We start from the raw sequence: 16,083 nt of genomic DNA, 5'->3' as shown, positions 1-16,083 counted from the left end.
CTTTACTAATTCTGTTTGATAAGTCGTGGGAGTGCCGATGCGTCCATTGCGCCACCGCCGCCTCACCGCCGTCGTCGCCCTGGCGGCCCTGCTGATCACCGCCGCCCCGCCCGCCGCCGCGAGCGCCACCGCCAAGCCCGACCGCCAGCCCGGCTACCACCGCGTCGGCTACTTCACCCAGTGGGGCATCTACGGCCGGGCCTTCCCGGTCAAGAAGCTCGACACGTCCGGGGCGGCGAGCCGCCTCACCCACGTCAACTACGCGTTCGGCAACATCAGCGAGGACGGCCGCTGCTATCTGGACGGCGGGCCGGGCGAGGGCGACGCCTGGGCCGACTACCAGCGGCCGGTGCCCGCCGAGGAGAGTGTCGACGGCGTCGCCGACGCCCCCGGCCAGGCCCTCAACGGCAACTTCCACCAGCTCGCCAAACTGAAGGCCAAGCACCCCCAGCTCAAGGTGCTGATCTCGCTGGGCGGGTGGAGCTGGTCGACGTACTTCTCCAACGCCGCCCGCACGGACGCCTCCCGCAAGGCGTTCGTCGCCTCCTGCATCGACCTGTACCTCAAGGGCAACCTCCCGGGCGCGCCGGGCGCCGGAGCGGGCGTCTTCGACGGCGTCGACCTCGACTGGGAGTGGCCCAACTGGGACGGTGAGCCCGGCAACGTCATCCGCCCCGAGGACCGGGAGAACTTCACCAAGCTGCTCGCCGAGTTCCGCCGGCAGCTCGACGCGTACGGTCGCACCACCCGCTCGCACCACCCGCTGACGGCCTTCCTGCCGGCCAACCCGGCCACGATGGACGCCGGCTACGAGGGCCGCAAGATCTTCACGTACCTGGACTTCGCCACCGTGCAGGGGTACGACTTCCACGGCGGCTGGGAGGCCCGCGCCAACCAGCAGTCGGCGCTGCGCGTGCCCACGGGCTCGCCCGACAACCCGGACTTCTCCGTCGAGGTGGCCGTCGACGGGTGGATCGCCCGTGGCGCGCCACGGCACAAGCTGGTCCTCGGCATCCCCTACTACGGTCGCGGCTGGACCGGCGTCACCGGCGGCGGCAACGGCCTGTTCCAGCCGGCCGCCGGGCCCGCGCCGGCCGCCTTCGAGGCCGGGTACGAGGACTACAAGAACCTCAAGAACCTGGCCGGAAACGGCTACACCGTGCACCGCGACCTGCGCGCCGGGCACGCCTGGCTGTTCGACGGTACGACCCTCTGGACGTACGACGACCCGGCCGTCGTGTTGCAGAAGACGCTCTACATCCGACGGGCCGGCCTGGGCGGGGCGATGGTCTGGTCGCTCGACGGCGACGACGACAGCGCCACCCTCACCAAAACGATCGGCCTCGGCCTAACCACCCGGTAACCCCGCGCGGCTCCCTTGATCACTTGATGACCAGCAGTTGCCAGTACCGGTTCCCGAACTGCTCCGCATCAAGTGATCAGGGGGTCGGCCCTACTCCGGGGCCACCGCGCGCACCGCGGCCTCGATGAGCGCCGTCACCTGGTCCATGTCCCGCGCCCGGCGGACGTCCAACTCGGCCGACGATCCGCCGGGTAGAACGAGGTGCACCGTCACGTCCTCGCGGCGGTGGGTCAACCAACTGGCGACCGCCTGGACCAGCACCATGACAGTGCCGGCGTTGCCGATCGCCACCCGCAGCACGTCCGTGCCGTCCGTTGACGTCTCATCGGTCGGCGGTGTCGTGGTCACCCCGTCGCGCAGCCGGTCGTCGGCGCGCAGCCAGGACGCGAGCGAGCGCTGGACATCGACAGACGGACGATCCGGACGAACCGCGATGGTGATCGTCTCCGGCACGTTCTGCCTCCTCCAGGACGACGCTGAGTCACACCACCATCCTGCCAGCCGGTCCCCGACCCGGCATCCCACGCACTCACCGAAGTCGATCAGGCCTTGACCGTCGTGTCGGCCCGTCCATAGGCTCCGGCCACTGCGAGGCTTTCCCCCAAGAAGGGAACCCGAGACATGGCCCCATCGTCGCGTCCGTTCTGGACGGTCCCTCCGAGGCGGTTGGCGGGTGCCGCCGCGATCACGCTCCTGCTCGGCACGACTCCCCTGCTCGGCGGCACCGCACCGGCGAGCGCCGCCCCACCGTCGACGTGCAGCAGCGATCCGACCGCCCGGCTGGGTACCGTCCCGACCCCGGAGGCGACGCTCGGCTTCCCCCTCGGCCTCGGCCAGGAACGGGTCGTGACCAACGACGAGGTCCGTACCTACCTGGGGGCCGTCGACCGCGCCTCCGAGCGGGTCGTCACCGGAGTGCTGGCGGCCAGCGTCCTCGGGCAGCCCCTGCCGTACGCGGTGGTGTCCAACGAGCGCAACGTGCGCCCGTCCGCGCTGCGCAAGATCGCCGACGACGTACGCGACCTGCGTGATCCCCGCCGGACGAGCGCGCGGACGGCCGCCCGTACGGCGAAGGACAGCCCGGCCATCGTCTGGATCACCGCGAACGTGCACGGCGGCGAGAAGAGCGGCACCGACGCGGCCCTCAAGACCCTGTACGAGCTGGCCGCCGGCCTGTCCTGCGAGGTCGCCCGGCGCAACGACAACCTGGTCACCGTCATCGTGCCGACGCAGAACCCGGACGGCCGCGACGCGACCCGGCGGCAGAACGAGTTCGGCTTCGACCTGAACCGGGACTGGTTCTCCCGCACCCAGCAGGAGACCGACGGCAAGCTCGAACTGCTGCGCCGCTATCCGCCGCAGGTGTACGTGGACGCGCACGAGATGGGCGGCCGGCAGTACTTCTTCCCGCCCAACGCCGACCCGATCCACCACGAGATCGCCGGTGAGGCCGTGGACTGGATCAACCGGATCGGCGAGGCCAACAAGGCCGGCTTCGGTTACAACGGCGCCTGCGACGACACCGTCACCACCGAGTGCTACTTCAACTACGACACGTACGACATGTTCTTCATGGGCTACGGCGACACCGTGCCGACCACCGGTTTCGGGGCGGCCGGCATGACGTACGAGAAGGGCAGCGCCTCGGCCGTCGCCGACCGGGTGCAGCAGCAGTTCCACACCCAGTGGTCGACGCTCGGCTGGGCCGCCGCCAACAAGCGTGCGGTGTTGGACGGCTACTTCGACATCTGGACCGACGCGCTGGCCCAGGGCCGGGCGGGCACCCTCGAACCGAACGAGGTGGTGCAGCCCACCAACGAGGTCCAGTTCCCGGTGCCCGACGTGACGATCCGCTCGTACTTCCTGTTGCCCGACCGGCAGCTCGCCGACGTCCGCCGGCTCGTCGAGCGGCTGCGCCGAATGGACGTCGAGGTGTACGAGGTGCAGAAGCCCACCCGGGTGCCCACCGCCCGCGTCTTCGGGGGCCGCAGCGCCACAAACGTCACGGTGCCCAAGGGCGCGTACTGGATCCCCATGGACCAGCCGCAGAAGCACTGGATTCAGGCCATCATGGGCGAGGATCCGTACGTCCCGTTCCCGTACTTCTACGACGTGTCGTCCTGGAGCAACCCGCTGCTGATGGGTGTCTCCACCATCTACACGGTCGACAACGTCCGGCCGAAGGCCCAGTTGGTGCGGGGCATCACCGGCGGCCGGAGCGGGCTGGCGTGGCCGTGGGGCTCCTACACGTACCCGCTGGACTCCGCCGCCGCCGCCGAACTCACCTTCACCCTGCTCGGCCGGGGCATGCCGCTGACCCGTGACCTGGCGACCAACACCGTCGCCGTCCCGGCGAGCAGGGTGAGCCGTACGGTCGACGACCTGGCGAAGGCCGCCGGGGTCACCCTCGCACCGGGCGGACGCCCCACCGGCACCCCACTCGCCCTGCCCGACGTCGGGCTGTTCCAGGGCACCGGCGTCTCCACCACGTCCGGCTCGCACGGCGAGGCCCGCTACGTGCTCGGCAAGCGGTGGGGACTCGACCTGAAGCCGGTCACCACGGCCGACATCAACGACAACACCGAGGCGTTCACCGGACGTACCGTGCTGCTGGTCCCCGACGGCAGCAGCCCCACCGGCGGTCTGACCGCCGCCGGCCAGGCCAACCTGCGCGACTGGATCGCCCAGGGCCACACCTACCTCGGGCTGCGCAACGAGGGCACCCGGCTGGCCCGCGCCGCCGGCCTCACCTCCACCACGGAGAAGACCAGACCGGTCGACTACCTGGTGATCGGCTCACACCTGCGGGTCGACGTCGACACCGACAACCCGGTCGCCCTGGGCCGTCCCGCCGAGGACTTCGAGTTCAACAACAGCGACCCGATCCTCACCCCGAGCAGCACCGGGACGAACGTGCTCAGCTACCCGAGCGGAGACACGTTCTGGGCCAACGGCTACACCGTCGGCGCGGACATCCTCAAGGGCACGGCCGCCGTTGTCGACGAACCCACCGGCGCCGGTCGGGCGGTGCTGTTCGCGTTCAACCCGCTCTTTCGGGCGTACAACGAAAATGGTCTGCACCTGGTGGCGAACGCGCTGCTCTACCCGCCGGGCGCGCCCGACGCCCGACGCGCGCCGGGCGGGGACGCGGCGCGGGCCAGCGCCGCCGCCGCGCCGGTCGCGGCGGACCTGGGCGGCGGCTGGCGGCCGATCACCATCGAGGTCGCGGCGGCCGACCTGCCCCGCGCGCGGGCCGTCGTCGAACGCTTCACCACCGACGCGCGCACGACCGCGAAGGACACCTCGGCGTACGTCGTGATCCCCAACCCGCGGGGCCTCCAGGCCGACGAACACCCCTTCACGAACGATCTGGTACGCGCGCTGCGCGCCGCCGGAGTGCCACTGCGGTCGGTGGTCGCCTGACCGGTTCGCGGCACCGGCCAAGCGCCCGCCCCGGCTGATGTCGGGGCGGGCGCTTACGGTTTGCGGGCCACGCCGCTGTAGCCGGTGCGGGCGACGTCCGCGTCGACGGTGGCCGGCGGCTCGGGGTACGGCCACATGTTGACCAGGCCGGGCGGCTCGAGGACGAAGTCGCCGAAGAACCCGCTGACGTCGACGTGGCTGCGGGGCACGAACGGGGTGTTCGCGCGGGCGTAGATCGCCGAGATGCGGGCCATCAGGTCGGGGTGCACGTCGGTGCTGGCGTGGGACAGCGCGAGGTAGCTGCCGGGGGCGAGCGCGTCGCGGTAGGCCGCCACGATGCGCTGCGGGGCCTGCTCGTCGGGCACGAGGTGCAGCACGAACATCATGAGGACCGCGACCGGGCTGTCGAAGTCGATGGCGGCGGCGACCTCCGGGTGGCCGAGCACCTCGGCGGGTCGACCCAGGTCGGCCTGCACCACCGACACCGTCGCCGCGTCGGCGAGCAGGGCACGCCCGTGGGCGCAGACCACGGGGTCGTTGTCGACGTAGACGACGCGTACGGCCGGGTCGATGCGGTGGGCGATCTCGTGCACGTTGTCCCGGGTCGGCAGCCCCGAACCGAGATCCAGGATCTGCCGCACGCCCTTCTCCTCGACGAGGTGGCGGACCGTACGGGCGATCAGGTCGCGGCCCTGCCGAGCCGCCTCGGGCATCCACGGCGCGACCTGCAACACCATCTCGGCGGCGGCCCGGTCGGCGGCGAAGTTGTCCTTGCCGCCGAGGTAGTAGTCGAACATGCGCGCCGCGTTCGGTCTGTCGGTCTGGAGGTTCACTCCGGGCTCCGACTGCGTCATGGTCGACCACCTCTCCCCCCGCGGAGCCCGCAGCATAGCGTCCACAATGGTTGGCCGGCTCCCCGGCCGTACCCTGATGAGCTTGATGCCGGTGAGTCATCTAGATGACTCACCGGCATCAGGCTCACCGACAGGTGGCCTCGGCCGCTCGTGTCGAACGTCAGTCGCCCAGGCCCGGCTGGCCCGGTGAGCACGCACCGGTTCGCGCCCGGGACAAATGTCCTGGCCGACCGCGTACCGGTGACTCTGCCCGCGCCCCGCGCGCCTGAATAGCGTGACAGGCATGGATGACACAGCCGTACGCCTCGACGGCCTCACCCGGCGGTTCGGTCCCGTCCGAGCTGTCGACGGGCTCGACCTGACCATCGCGCGGGGCAGCACGGTCGCCCTGCTCGGGCCCAACGGCGCCGGCAAGTCCACCACGATCTCGATCATGCTGGGTCTGGACCGACCGGACAGCGGCACCGCCACCGTGTTCGGTCGGCCGCCGGCCGAGGCGGTCCGGGCGGGACAGGTGGGCGCGATGCTCCAGGACGCCGGCTGGGCGTCCAGCGCGACCGTCCGCGAGGTCGTCGACCTGGCTCGGGCGCTCTACCCGCGAACGATGGCCACCGACCAGGTGCTGGCGCTGGCCGGGCTGACCGAGCGTGCCGGCCGCCGCCTCGACAAACTCTCCGGCGGCGAGGCGCAGCGCGCCCGGTTCGCGTTCGCGCTGGCCGGCGACCCGGACCTGCTGGTCCTCGACGAACCCACCGCCGCGCTGGACGTCGCCGCCCGGCAGACGTTCTGGGCGGCCATCGACCGGTACACCACCGACGGGCACACCGTCCTGTTCAGCACCCACCACCTGCACGAGGCGGACGAGTTCGCCGACCGGGTCGTGGTACTCGCCGCGGGGCGGGTCGTGGCCGACGGGCCGCCCGCCCAGATCCGCGCGCTGGCCGGCGGCCGTACCGTCTCCTTCGACCTCGACGGCGGTCCGGTCGACGGCCTCGACGCGCTTCCCGGGGTCCGGTCGGTGCAGGTCCGGGGCGGCCGGGTCGCGCTCACCACCGACGACGCCGACGCCACCGTCCTCGCCCTGGCCGGCACGCGTGGCTTCCAGAACCTGGAGGTCACCACCGCCGCCCTGGACGCCGCCTTCCTCGCCCTCACCGCGACACCGACGACCCGCACCGCGACACCGACGGAGCACTGACGTGCGCGCGTACCTGCGATTCGAACTGCGCCGACTGGCCCGCGACCCACGGCTGCTGCTGTTCACCGTCCTCGCGCCGGTGGTCACGTACCTCATCTTCTCCGGGGTTGGTCCGGACGGCGACCGGGTGGAGGGCGTCGACGCGGCGGTGGCCCTCATGGTCGGCCTGGCCGGCTACGGCGCGGTGGCGGGCGTGCTCTCGGTCGGGTCCGCGGTCTCGCAGGAGCGGGCGTCGGGCTGGCTGCGCCAGCTCCGCGTCACCCCACTGCCCGCCTGGCGGGCGGTGACCGCGAAGGCCCTCGTCTGCACGCTCAGCGGGGTGCCGTCGGTGATCGCCGTCGGCTGCGCCGGACGCCTCGCGCACCACGTCGAGCTGGGGGCCGCGCGGTGGGTCGCGCTGCTGCTGCTGATGTGGGTCGGCACGGTGCCGTTCGCGCTGCTCGGGCTCGCCATCGGGTACGGCCTCAGCCCGCAGCTCGCCCAGCCGGTCAACTTCCTCGCCTTCCTCGGCCTGTCGGTGCTGGGCGGCCTGCTGGTGCCCGTCGCCTACTTCCCCGCCGTGCTGCGTCAGCTGGCACACGCCCTGCCGACGTACCGGTTCGCGGAACTCGGCTGGCGCTCGGCCGCCGGGCTGACGCCCACCCCGTCGGGACTCGCCGTGCTCGCCGGGTGGACGGTGGCGTTCACGGCCCTGGCGGCGTGGGCGTACCGGCGGTCCACCATTCACCGGTGACCCCCGATACGGTGTCCACCATGTCGTCCGGTACGGCTGCTCCCCGCCGGAGGCGGCAAGGGTTCGTGCTCGTCGCCGCGCACACTCTCTGGCTCTGGCTGCTGCTGACGCCCGCCGCCGCGATCGCACACGGGCAGGTGCGCCCCGCCCTGCCGGCGGCGGTGGGGCTGGTCGTCTTCGCGCTGCTCTACCTCGCCCTGGTGGCCGTACCCGTGGCCGACCTGACCGTCCGACCGGCCGTGCACCACGGCGGGCTCGTGGTGTTCGCGCTGCTCGCGGTCGGGCTCGCCGCCGCGTACGCCGGCGGGCCGGAGGGCTGGCTGGTCCTGTTCCTGTACGTCGCCACGGCCGGCGCGGTCGCCTTCGTACGTCCGGCCTGGGGGTTCGGGTGGGTCGGCGGATCGGTCGCCGCCATCGTGGTCATCGGTGCGGCGCATCGGCTGCCGGCCACCGAGACCGCCCAGATGGCGCTGATCACCGTGCTCGGGGGCACGCTGACGTTGGCGTTCGCCCGCACGGCCCGGCTGGTGGAGGAGCTGCGGCGTACCCAACGGGAGCTGGCCCGCACGGCGGTGGAGCAGGAGCGGCTGCGTTTCGCGCGGGACCTGCACGACCTGCTGGGCCATACGCTGTCGCTGGTGGTGGTCAAGGCGGAGGTGGTGCGCCGGCTCGCCCCGACCGATCCGCGGCGGGTCGTCGCCGAGGCGACGGACATCGAGCGGATCGGTCGTACGGCGCTCGCCGAGGTGCGCGAGGCGGTCACCGGCTACCGGGAACGCAGCTTCGCCCGGGAACTCGACGGCGTCCGTACGGTCCTGGGCGACGTCGGGATCACCGTCAGCGTCAGGGGCGGTGACCGGCAGCTCGGGGTGGAGGCCGACGACGCGTTCGGTTGGGTGCTGCGGGAAGGGGTGACGAACGTCGTGCGGCACAGCCGGGCGTCGCGGTGCGACATCGAGGTCACCGCCGACACCGACGAGGCGGTGCTGACCATTCGCGACGACGGGGTGGGTGGCCGGCCGCGGTACGGCAACGGCCTGCGTGGCCTCACCGAACGGTTGGCGCAGGCCGGCGGGACGCTGCACGTCGGCCCGGCGCGCGACGGCGGCCTGCTGCTCACCGCCCGACTCCCCCACGCCCCCACCGGACGGTGGGCGTCGTGATCCGGCTCCTGCTCGCCGAGGACCAGGGCATGATGCGCGGCGCGCTGGCCCTGCTGTTGAACCTCGAACCCGACATCGACGTCGTGGCCGAGGCCGCGACCGGGGCGCAGGCCACGCGCGAGGCTCTTCGGGTACGCCCCGACGTGGCGCTGCTGGACATCGAGATGCCCGACGGCAGTGGCCTCGACACGGCCGCCGCGCTGCGCGACCAGTTACCGTCCTGCCGGGTGCTGATCCTGACCACCTTCGGCCGCCCCGGCTACCTGCGCCGGGCCATGGAGGCCGGCGCCCATGGCTTCCTGGTCAAGGACGGGCCGGTGCAGGAGCTGGCGGTGGCCGTCCGACGGGTGCTGGCCGGCGAGCGGGTGATCGACCCGACGCTGGCCGCCGCCGCCCTCGCGGCCGGCCCGAACCCGCTCACCGACCGGGAGCGCGAGGTGCTGGTCGCCGCCGTGGACGGCGCCACGGTCGCCGACATGGCCGCCGCGCTGCACCTGTCCGAGAGCACCGTGCGCAACTACCTGTCCGCGGCCATCGGCAAGACCGCCACCCGCAACCGCATCGAGGCGGCCCGCACCGCGCGCGCCAACGGCTGGCTCTGAGGCGGCACGGCCCGCGCGGTCCGCTCCGCACGGACCGGCCGGGGTCAGCGCGGTGGGCGGGCGCTGTCGCGCACGACGAGTTCGGTGGCGAGTTCGATGCGCGGGCTCTCGGTCTTCTCGCCTCCGGCGAGCCGCAGTACCGTCCGGGCCGCCAGCATGCCCATCTCCGCGAGGGGTTGGCGGACGGTGGTCAGCGGTGGGGAGCACCAGCGGACCTCGGGCAGGTCGTCGAAGCCGATCACGCTGATGTCGTCGGGCACCCGCAGGCCACGTTTGCGGACCGCCTCGTAGACGCCGAGGGCCATCTGGTCGCTGGAGGCGAAGATGGCGGTGGGTGGGTCGGGCAGGGCCAGGAGCTGCGTACCCGAGGTGAAGCCGGACTCGTGGTAGAAGTTGCCGGGCCGGATGAGGGCGTCGTCGACGGCGATGCGGGCGGCCCCCAGAGCCGCGCGGTAGCCGTCCATCCGGGCTCGGCTGCACATCAGGTGCGGCGGCCCGGCGATGAAGCCGATACGGCGGTGACCGAGGCCGATCAGATACTGGTTGGCGCTCAGGCTGCCCGCCCAGTTGGTCGCGCCGATGGTGGGTGACTCCTGCGGGTCGACGCCAGCGGGGTCGATGATGACCACGGGAAGGTGCAGCCGGCGCAGCTCCGCCTGAAGTGGTGGGTTCACCATCGAGGTCACGAAGATGACGCCCTCGGTGGATCGGGTACGCATGTTGTCGAGCCACTGCTTGGCCGAGGAGATGCGCCAGTGGATGGCGGAGACGACGGTGCCGACGCCGCTGGCGCGGGCGACGTCCTCCACCCCGCGGATGATCTCCACCGCCCACGGGCTGTCCAGGTCGTTGAAGACCAGGTCGATCAGCGCGGCCTCGGTGCGCCTGGCCTGGGTGCGTCGGCGGTAGCCGTGCTGGTTGAGCAGGGCCTCGACGCGCTCCCGGGTATCGGGAGCGACGTCGGTGCGACCGTTGATGACCCGCGAGACCGTGGGCACGGAGACACCGGCCAGTCGCGCGATCATCGCGATGGTGACGTTTCGGCCGTTGTCGGAGCCCACGGTCCGCTCCTTCGTGTGGCGGGGCGTTTCAGGTCGGTCGGTGATCCGGTGTCGTCACCCCTTGACGCTGCCGGTGAGGCCGCCGATCAGTTGACGTTCGGCCACGGCGTAGAAGCCCAGCGCGGGAAGCATGGACAGCACGACGTAGGCGAGCACCCGGGCGGTGTCGTCGGCGTACTGCCCCTGGAACGCCTGGACCCCGACGGGCAGGGTCCACCAGCTCTGATCGCTGAAGACGACCAGCGGGAGCATGAAGTTGTTCCAGCTGGTGACGACGGCCAGGACCGAGACGGTGGCCAACGCGGGGCGGGCCATCGGCAGCAGGACCCGCCAGAAGAACCCGAAGGAGCTACAGCCGTCGAGGACGGCGGCCTCCTCCACCTCGGCGGGGATGGTCCGGAAGAACTGACGCAGGATGATGATGGTGATCGGCAGCCCGAAGGCGGCCTGGGGAAGGATGACGCCGAGCGGGTTGTCCAGCAGGCCGATGGAGCGCAGCAGGACGAACAGCGGCAGGATCGCCACCGCGAACGGGAACATCAGGCCGATCGCGAACAGGGTCACCAGGAACTCGCGGCCCCGGAAGGCGTACCGGGCGAAGACGAACGCGGCCATCGCCGCCGCGGCGACCACGATGAACGTGCTGCTGATGGCGATGAGCAGGCTGTTGCCGAGCTGCCGCCAGAACACGCCGGAGGCGAACAGATCGGTGTAGTTCGACGGCACCCAGGGGTCGGGCAGGCCCAGCGGGTTGGTCGACAGCTGGCCGTTGTCCTTGAAACCACCGATCACACCGAACCAGACCGGCACGACGATGAGCGCGCCGACGCCGATGCAGACGAGGTGCAGCACGATGCTGCGGGTCCGCTGGGCGCCACTGGTCTTGGCGGTCATCGCTGGCCTCCCTGGTTGGTGATCGCGCCCGCGGTGTCCCGACGCAGGACGACGCGCTGGTAGAACAGGGCGAAGACGAGGCTCAGCAGGAACATGATCATGCTGATCGCGCTGGCGTAGCCGACCTCGAACCGACGGAAACCGAACTGGTACATGGTGACGGCCATGGTCTCCGAGGAGTGGATCGGACCGCCGCCGGTGAGCACCCAGACCATGTCGAACAATTGGATGGTGCCGATGACCGACAGGAAGATGCTGATCCGGATCGTCGGCCCGAGCAGCGGCAGAGTGACGTGGCGGAAGGCCTGCCACGCGGTGGCGCCGTCGGTGACCGCGGCCTCGGACAGCTCCTTCGGGATGCCCTGCCGGGCCGCCAGGAAGAGCATCATGTAGAGGCCGAAGTACTTCCAGGACACCACCAGGAAGACGGCGTACAGCACGGTGGACGGGTCGGCGAAGACCGCGCCCGCCTCCGCGCCGAGGAACTTCGAGACCGACTCGCCCAGACCCCGGTTGGGCGAGAACACCAGGGTGAACAGGACCGCCGTGGTGACCTCGGAGAGCACGTACGGCGCGAAGAAGATCAGCCGGTAGGCGGCTCGGCCGCGCAGCGGCTGGTTGAGCAGCATCGCCAGGGCCAGCGCGGCGGGCAGCTGCACGGTCAGCGACAGCAGCACCAGCACGAGGCCGCGCCACAGGTCGCCGCGGAAGGTCGGGTCACCGAAGGCGCGGGTGTAGTTGTCCAGCCCGATGAAGTTCTCCGGCAGCCCGAAGCCGTTCCACTTGTAGAGACTGGCGTAGGCGGCCACCAGGATGGGCGTGATGACCAGCAGCAGGAACAGGGTCAGGGCGGGCGTCAGGAAGACGGCAAGGACGCCACCCCGCCCCGGCCGGGGCTGGCGGCCGCGCCGTCGCGCGGTGCCCGGCCCCGGTGCCGGCGGATCTGTCGCCGTGTCGCCGCGTCCTGGGTACGACACGGTCGATGGCCTGGTCATGCCTGCTCCACTCGGTTTCTATCGCCGGCTACGGATGGGTACGGGGTCACGATCAGACGGTCTTCGCCACCTGCGTGATGTCCTTGAGGATCGCGGCGGGCGCCTTCTTGCCCGCGATGATCTCGGCGACGCTGTCGTTGATCTGCTGCCCGAGCGCGGGCGCGTACGCCTGGTCGAGGTAGAGCTGGAAGCCGGTGTTCTTGGCCAGCGTCTCCGCGACGACCTTGTTGTTCGGGTCGCTGATGGCGTCGGTGGCGTCCTTGACCGTGGGCAGAACCGCGCCGGTCTTCGCGGACCGGCGCTGGTTGTCGACGCTGAGCAGGAACTTCAGGAAGTCGATGGTGGCGGGCGGGGCGTCCTTGCCGACGGCGAAGCCGTTGCCGCCGCCGAACACCTCGGTGGCGGTGCCCTTGCCGCCATCGACGGCGGGGAACGGGAAGAAGCCGAGCTTGTCGCCGATGCCCTTCTTGCTGGTCGAGCTGGATGCCTGTACCGCCGGCGCCCACTGACCCATCAGCTCCATGGCCGCGCCGCCGTTGCCCATGGTGGCGGCCTGCCCGTCCGGGGAGCCGTACTCGGCGCCGAGGAAGCCCTTCTGGAAGGGTTGCAGGTCGACGAGCTCCTTGAGCCGCTCACCCGCGGCGGTCAGGTCGGGGGTGTCGAAGTTCTTGTCGTCGACGGCCTTCTGCAGCGCGCCGACGCCGCCGATGCGCATCGCCAGGTACGACCAGTAGAAGTGGGCTGGCCACTTGTCCTTGCCGGCGATGGCGACCGGGGTGATGCCGGCGGTCTTGAGCTTGCGGACCGCGTCGAGCAGGGCGGTCCAGGTGGTGGGGGGCTCGGTGATGCCGGCGCGGGTGAAGAGGTCCTTGTTGTACCAGAACCCGACCATGCCGATGTCGAACGGGATGCCGTAGATCTTCCCGTCGATCGTGTACGGCCCCATGGCGGCCGGCAGGATGCCGCTGACCAGGTCCTTCACGTCGTCGGTGAGGTCCTTGACCAGACCCGCGTCGACCTGCTGCTTGAGCACGCCGCCGCCCCACGACTGGAAGAGGTCCGGCGGGTCGCCGGCCTGCGTGGCGGTGGTGAGCTTGGCCTTGAACGCCTCGTTCTCCAGCGGCTGGATGGTGAACGTGACGTTGCTGTGCGCGGTCTTGTACTCGTTGGCCATCGCGGCCCAGACCGGCAGCATCGGCTCGGTGTTCTGGATGTGCCACCAGTTGATCGTCTGCGCCGCGTTCGGGTCGCTGGACTTGTCGTCGCCGCTACAGGCGCTGAGCAGGTAGGCGCCGGCGCCGGCGCCGGCGATGCCGAGCAGCGATCGGCGGGAAAGGTGCGCTGTCATGATCCATCCCTTCGGGGACTCACGGTGTGCTCGGACGCCGGCCGAGCCGGCAAGGGTTCGAACCTGGATCTCCGGAACTTTCATTGCTTCGTCGGTATTACCGATCGATGGCCGGGACGCTACGAGCAGTTCCCCCAGCGGTCAAGACCCCTGTCCTATCGCGATAAGACCGGCTACCGTACGAGGGGCTTCCAGTGATCTGGTCCCGCAAGTTTCCGGAAGTTTCACAGCCGCACCGCACAGAGGAGCCCCCGTGTCGACCGACACCGCTGACGTGGCGACCGCTGCCTGGTCGATCCGCAACCCCGTCCTCGCCGGGTTCCACCCGGATCCGTCGATCCTGCGCGTCGGCGATGACTTCTACCTGGCCACCTCGACCTTCGAGTGGTATCCCGGGGTACGCGTGCACCACTCGCGCGACCTCGTGAACTGGCGCCCACTGGGTGGGATCATCACCGACCGCCGCCTGCTGGATCTGCGCGGCTGCGGCGACTCCAACGGGGTGTGGGCGCCCGACCTGACGTACCACGACGGGCAGTTCCACCTCGTCTACAGTGACGTGGCCAGCTTCGCCAGCGGTTACTGGGATCCGCAGAACTTCCTGATCACCGCGCCCGACATCGCCGGGCCCTGGTCCGACCCGGTGAAGCTGCACGGGCGTGGCTTCGATGCCGCCCTGTTCCACGACGACGACGGCACCAGCTGGCTGCTGAGCATGAGCGCGGACTGGCGTCCGGGCCGGGACCGCTTCGGCGGCATCGAGATCCAGCAGTACGACCGGGCGGCGCGGCGCCTCGTCGGCCGACCCCGCATCCTGTTCACCGGCACACCGGTCGGGGTGACCGAGGGGCCGCACCTGTACCGCCACGACGGCTGGTACTGGCTGATCACCGCCGAGGGCGGCACGAGCTGGGAGCACCAGGTCACCGTGGCGCGCTCGCGGGAGTTGTTCGGCCCGTACGAGGTGGACCCGGACGGGCCACTGCTCACCTCGGTGGGCCGCCCCGACCTGCGCCTGCAGAAGGCCGGGCACGGCAGTCTGGTCCAGACCCCCGACGGTGGGTGGTACCTGGCCCACCTGGTCGGTCGCCCCTACTCACCCCTGGGCAACTGTGTGCTCGGGCGGGAGACCGCGATCCAGCGGGTCGAGTGGCCGGACGGTGGCTGGCCCCGCATCCCCGGAGGGGTCCCGGCCGAGGAGGTCGTCGCTCCGGACCTGTCTCCGCACCCGTGGCCCGAGGAGCCCGCCACCGACGGCTTCGACGCCGCCGAGCTGGAATCCTGCTGGTCGACGCTGCGCCGGCCGGCCACCCCGGACTGGGTCGACCTGCGCTCCCGTCCCTCGCACCTGCGCGTGCACGGTGGACAGTCGCCGGTGGGTCGCCAGGCGCCGAGCCTGGTCGCGCGACGGGTCGGGGCGACGCACTGCTCGCTGGAGACGGTCGTCGAGTTCGACCCGATCGACCACCGGCAGCTCGCCGGGATCACCGCGTACTACAACACCCTGAACTGGCACCACCTCTACCTGACCCGTGCCGACGACGGCCGTACGGTGTTGGAGCTGCTCAGCTCCGACAACGGCCGGCGCACCCCGTACCCGGAGCTGACCGTCGACGCCAGTGGTGTCACCCGGGTCGGTCTGCGGGCGGTGTTCGACGGGCCGGTGGTCCGCTTCGACTACGACCTCGGGGCCGGGTGGCAGCGTCTGCCCGTCGACCTGGACGCGACCATCCTGTCCGACGAGCACGCCGCGTTGATCATCGACGGGGAGCCGGCGGCGTGGGGCTTCACCGGCGCCTTCGTCGGGTTGTGGGTGCAGGATCTCGGCGGTGACGGGGTGTACGCCGACTTCGACCACGCCACCTACCGGGAGCACTGACCTGGCGAGGCGCCTCACGGCCGTTGGGCGACCGCGCGCAACTCGCCGAGGGTGGTGCGCAAGCCGTTGCCCGACGCCGTCGCGTCCTCGGTGCGCAGGCCGGTGACGGCCATGGCCGGCGAGCGGGTGGCCGCGACGGCGTCGTCGCCGGACCCGGTGACGTCGAAGATGCCGAAGTCGCCGCTGAGCGTCCGGTACGTCGGCGTCGCGGTCCCCGCGTCCTGGGACAGGTAGAGGACCACGTGCTGACCCACGTCGAGGGTCGACATGTGGGCCATGTCGGCCACCCCGGCGTCGAGGCTGGCGAGCGTGATCGACGCTCCGGGGCGTACCCCGGAATCGGTCCTGGCCCGCAGCACCTCGTCCACCCGGAAGCCGGCGGACGTGACCTGGCCGCGTACCACCAGGTCGGCGGCCTCGGTGAGCTGCTGCACCGTGCCGTACCCGCGCAGCTTTCCGCGGGCCGGCGCGGGCGGCGCGCTCGCCGTCGGCGCGACCGCGCCGCCGGTGGTGGGCGCGGCGGCGGGGCCGGGGGCGGGCGGGGGGGGGGGGCGCGGGCGCGGGCCCCGC

At 71.4% G+C, this 16,083-nt stretch carries 14 protein-coding genes; 7 read left to right on the top strand and 7 right to left on the bottom strand.

Going from position 1 to position 16,083, the window contains the following annotated elements:
* The first annotated feature begins 37 nt into the window (after window positions 1-37).
* The gene (locus tag AB0J36_RS14290; protein ID WP_357392656.1) at window positions 38-1,363 is read left to right on the top strand and encodes a glycoside hydrolase family 18 protein; all 1,326 of its coding nucleotides are present in this window, start codon (window positions 38-40) and stop codon (window positions 1,361-1,363) included.
* 90 nt (window positions 1,364-1,453) lie between these two features.
* On the opposite strand, the gene AB0J36_RS14285 is transcribed toward AB0J36_RS14290, so the two are convergent.
* A complete protein-coding gene (locus tag AB0J36_RS14285) occupies window positions 1,454-1,816 on the bottom strand; it encodes a hypothetical protein (protein WP_357133022.1) in 363 nt (120 codons plus the stop codon).
* Between the two features lie 168 nt (window positions 1,817-1,984).
* On the opposite strand from AB0J36_RS14285, the gene AB0J36_RS14280 reads away from it, so the two are divergent.
* A complete protein-coding gene (locus tag AB0J36_RS14280) occupies window positions 1,985-4,786 on the top strand; it encodes a M14 family zinc carboxypeptidase (protein WP_357392655.1) in 2,802 nt (933 codons plus the stop codon).
* A 53-nt stretch (window positions 4,787-4,839) separates the two neighbouring features.
* On the opposite strand, the gene AB0J36_RS14275 is transcribed toward AB0J36_RS14280, so the two are convergent.
* Window positions 4,840-5,640: an SAM-dependent methyltransferase gene (locus AB0J36_RS14275; RefSeq protein WP_357133018.1), complete on the bottom strand. Its 801-nt coding sequence runs from the start codon at window positions 5,638-5,640 to the stop codon at window positions 4,840-4,842.
* A 283-nt stretch (window positions 5,641-5,923) separates the two neighbouring features.
* Between AB0J36_RS14275 and AB0J36_RS14270 the strand changes: the two genes are divergently transcribed.
* Genes AB0J36_RS14270 through AB0J36_RS14255 form a run of 4 tightly spaced genes read left to right on the top strand, consistent with a single transcriptional unit; the run spans window position 5,924 to window position 9,336 of the window.
* Entirely contained in the window at window positions 5,924-6,838 is a 915-nt protein-coding gene (locus AB0J36_RS14270; RefSeq protein WP_357392654.1) for an ABC transporter ATP-binding protein, read from the top strand.
* 1 nt (window position 6,839) lies between these two features.
* Complete coding sequence (locus AB0J36_RS14265; protein ID WP_357392653.1) at window positions 6,840-7,571, top strand: ABC transporter permease; 732 nt, start codon at window positions 6,840-6,842, stop codon at window positions 7,569-7,571.
* A complete protein-coding gene (locus AB0J36_RS14260; RefSeq protein ID WP_357169297.1) occupies window positions 7,568-8,734 on the top strand; it encodes a sensor histidine kinase in 1,167 nt (388 codons plus the stop codon). Before AB0J36_RS14265 ends, AB0J36_RS14260 begins: the two co-directional genes overlap by 4 nt.
* The gene (locus AB0J36_RS14255; RefSeq protein WP_357133009.1) at window positions 8,731-9,336 is read left to right on the top strand and encodes a response regulator transcription factor; all 606 of its coding nucleotides are present in this window, start codon (window positions 8,731-8,733) and stop codon (window positions 9,334-9,336) included. Before AB0J36_RS14260 ends, AB0J36_RS14255 begins: the two co-directional genes overlap by 4 nt.
* Window positions 9,337-9,380: 44 nt before the next feature.
* Here the strand turns inward: AB0J36_RS14255 and AB0J36_RS14250 are convergent, their stop codons facing one another.
* The 4 genes from AB0J36_RS14250 to AB0J36_RS14235 are packed head-to-tail and all read right to left on the bottom strand — an operon-like array spanning window position 9,381 to window position 13,634.
* Window positions 9,381-10,397, bottom strand: coding sequence for a LacI family DNA-binding transcriptional regulator (locus AB0J36_RS14250; protein WP_357392652.1), 1,017 nt, complete (start codon window positions 10,395-10,397; stop codon window positions 9,381-9,383).
* Between the two features lie 54 nt (window positions 10,398-10,451).
* The gene (locus tag AB0J36_RS14245) at window positions 10,452-11,291 is read right to left on the bottom strand and encodes a carbohydrate ABC transporter permease (protein ID WP_357133006.1); all 840 of its coding nucleotides are present in this window, start codon (window positions 11,289-11,291) and stop codon (window positions 10,452-10,454) included.
* Entirely contained in the window at window positions 11,288-12,286 is a 999-nt protein-coding gene (locus AB0J36_RS14240; protein WP_357133004.1) for a sugar ABC transporter permease, read from the bottom strand. The genes AB0J36_RS14245 and AB0J36_RS14240 overlap by 4 nt, the downstream gene beginning before the upstream one ends.
* Before the next feature lie 52 nt (window positions 12,287-12,338).
* Window positions 12,339-13,634 (bottom strand): extracellular solute-binding protein, encoded by a 1,296-nt coding sequence (locus AB0J36_RS14235; RefSeq protein WP_357133002.1) that lies wholly within the window; start codon window positions 13,632-13,634, stop codon window positions 12,339-12,341.
* A 253-nt stretch (window positions 13,635-13,887) separates the two neighbouring features.
* Between AB0J36_RS14235 and AB0J36_RS14230 the strand changes: the two genes are divergently transcribed.
* Window positions 13,888-15,513: a glycoside hydrolase family 43 protein gene (locus tag AB0J36_RS14230; RefSeq protein WP_357133000.1), complete on the top strand. Its 1,626-nt coding sequence runs from the start codon at window positions 13,888-13,890 to the stop codon at window positions 15,511-15,513.
* A 14-nt stretch (window positions 15,514-15,527) separates the two neighbouring features.
* Here AB0J36_RS14230 and AB0J36_RS14225 read toward each other — a convergent pair.
* The coding region (locus tag AB0J36_RS14225; RefSeq protein ID WP_363660699.1) for a hypothetical protein at window positions 15,528-16,083 on the bottom strand (556 nt) is incomplete at its 5' end.

The organism is Micromonospora sp. NPDC049662, from assembly GCF_040675055.1.
In the GTDB taxonomy this organism is placed as follows: Bacteria; Actinomycetota; Actinomycetes; order Mycobacteriales; family Micromonosporaceae; genus Micromonospora.
This window is presented reverse-complemented; position numbering and strand designations above follow the sequence as displayed.

What these genes read in the sequence shown, in the direction of transcription:
- AB0J36_RS14290 (WP_357392656.1), top strand. Translation starts at nt 38, where the DNA reads ATGCGTCCATTGCGCCACCGCCGCCTCACCGCCGTCGTCGCCCTGGCG.
- AB0J36_RS14280 (WP_357392655.1), top strand. Translation starts at nt 1,985, where the DNA reads ATGGCCCCATCGTCGCGTCCGTTCTGGACGGTCCCTCCGAGGCGGTTG.
- AB0J36_RS14275 (WP_357133018.1), bottom strand. Translation starts at nt 5,640, where the DNA reads ATGACGCAGTCGGAGCCCGGAGTGAACCTCCAGACCGACAGACCGAAC.
- AB0J36_RS14270 (WP_357392654.1), top strand. Translation starts at nt 5,924, where the DNA reads ATGGATGACACAGCCGTACGCCTCGACGGCCTCACCCGGCGGTTCGGT.
- AB0J36_RS14245 (WP_357133006.1), bottom strand. Translation starts at nt 11,291, where the DNA reads ATGACCGCCAAGACCAGTGGCGCCCAGCGGACCCGCAGCATCGTGCTG.
- AB0J36_RS14240 (WP_357133004.1), bottom strand. Translation starts at nt 12,286, where the DNA reads ATGACCAGGCCATCGACCGTGTCGTACCCAGGACGCGGCGACACGGCG.
- AB0J36_RS14235 (WP_357133002.1), bottom strand. Translation starts at nt 13,634, where the DNA reads ATGACAGCGCACCTTTCCCGCCGATCGCTGCTCGGCATCGCCGGCGCC.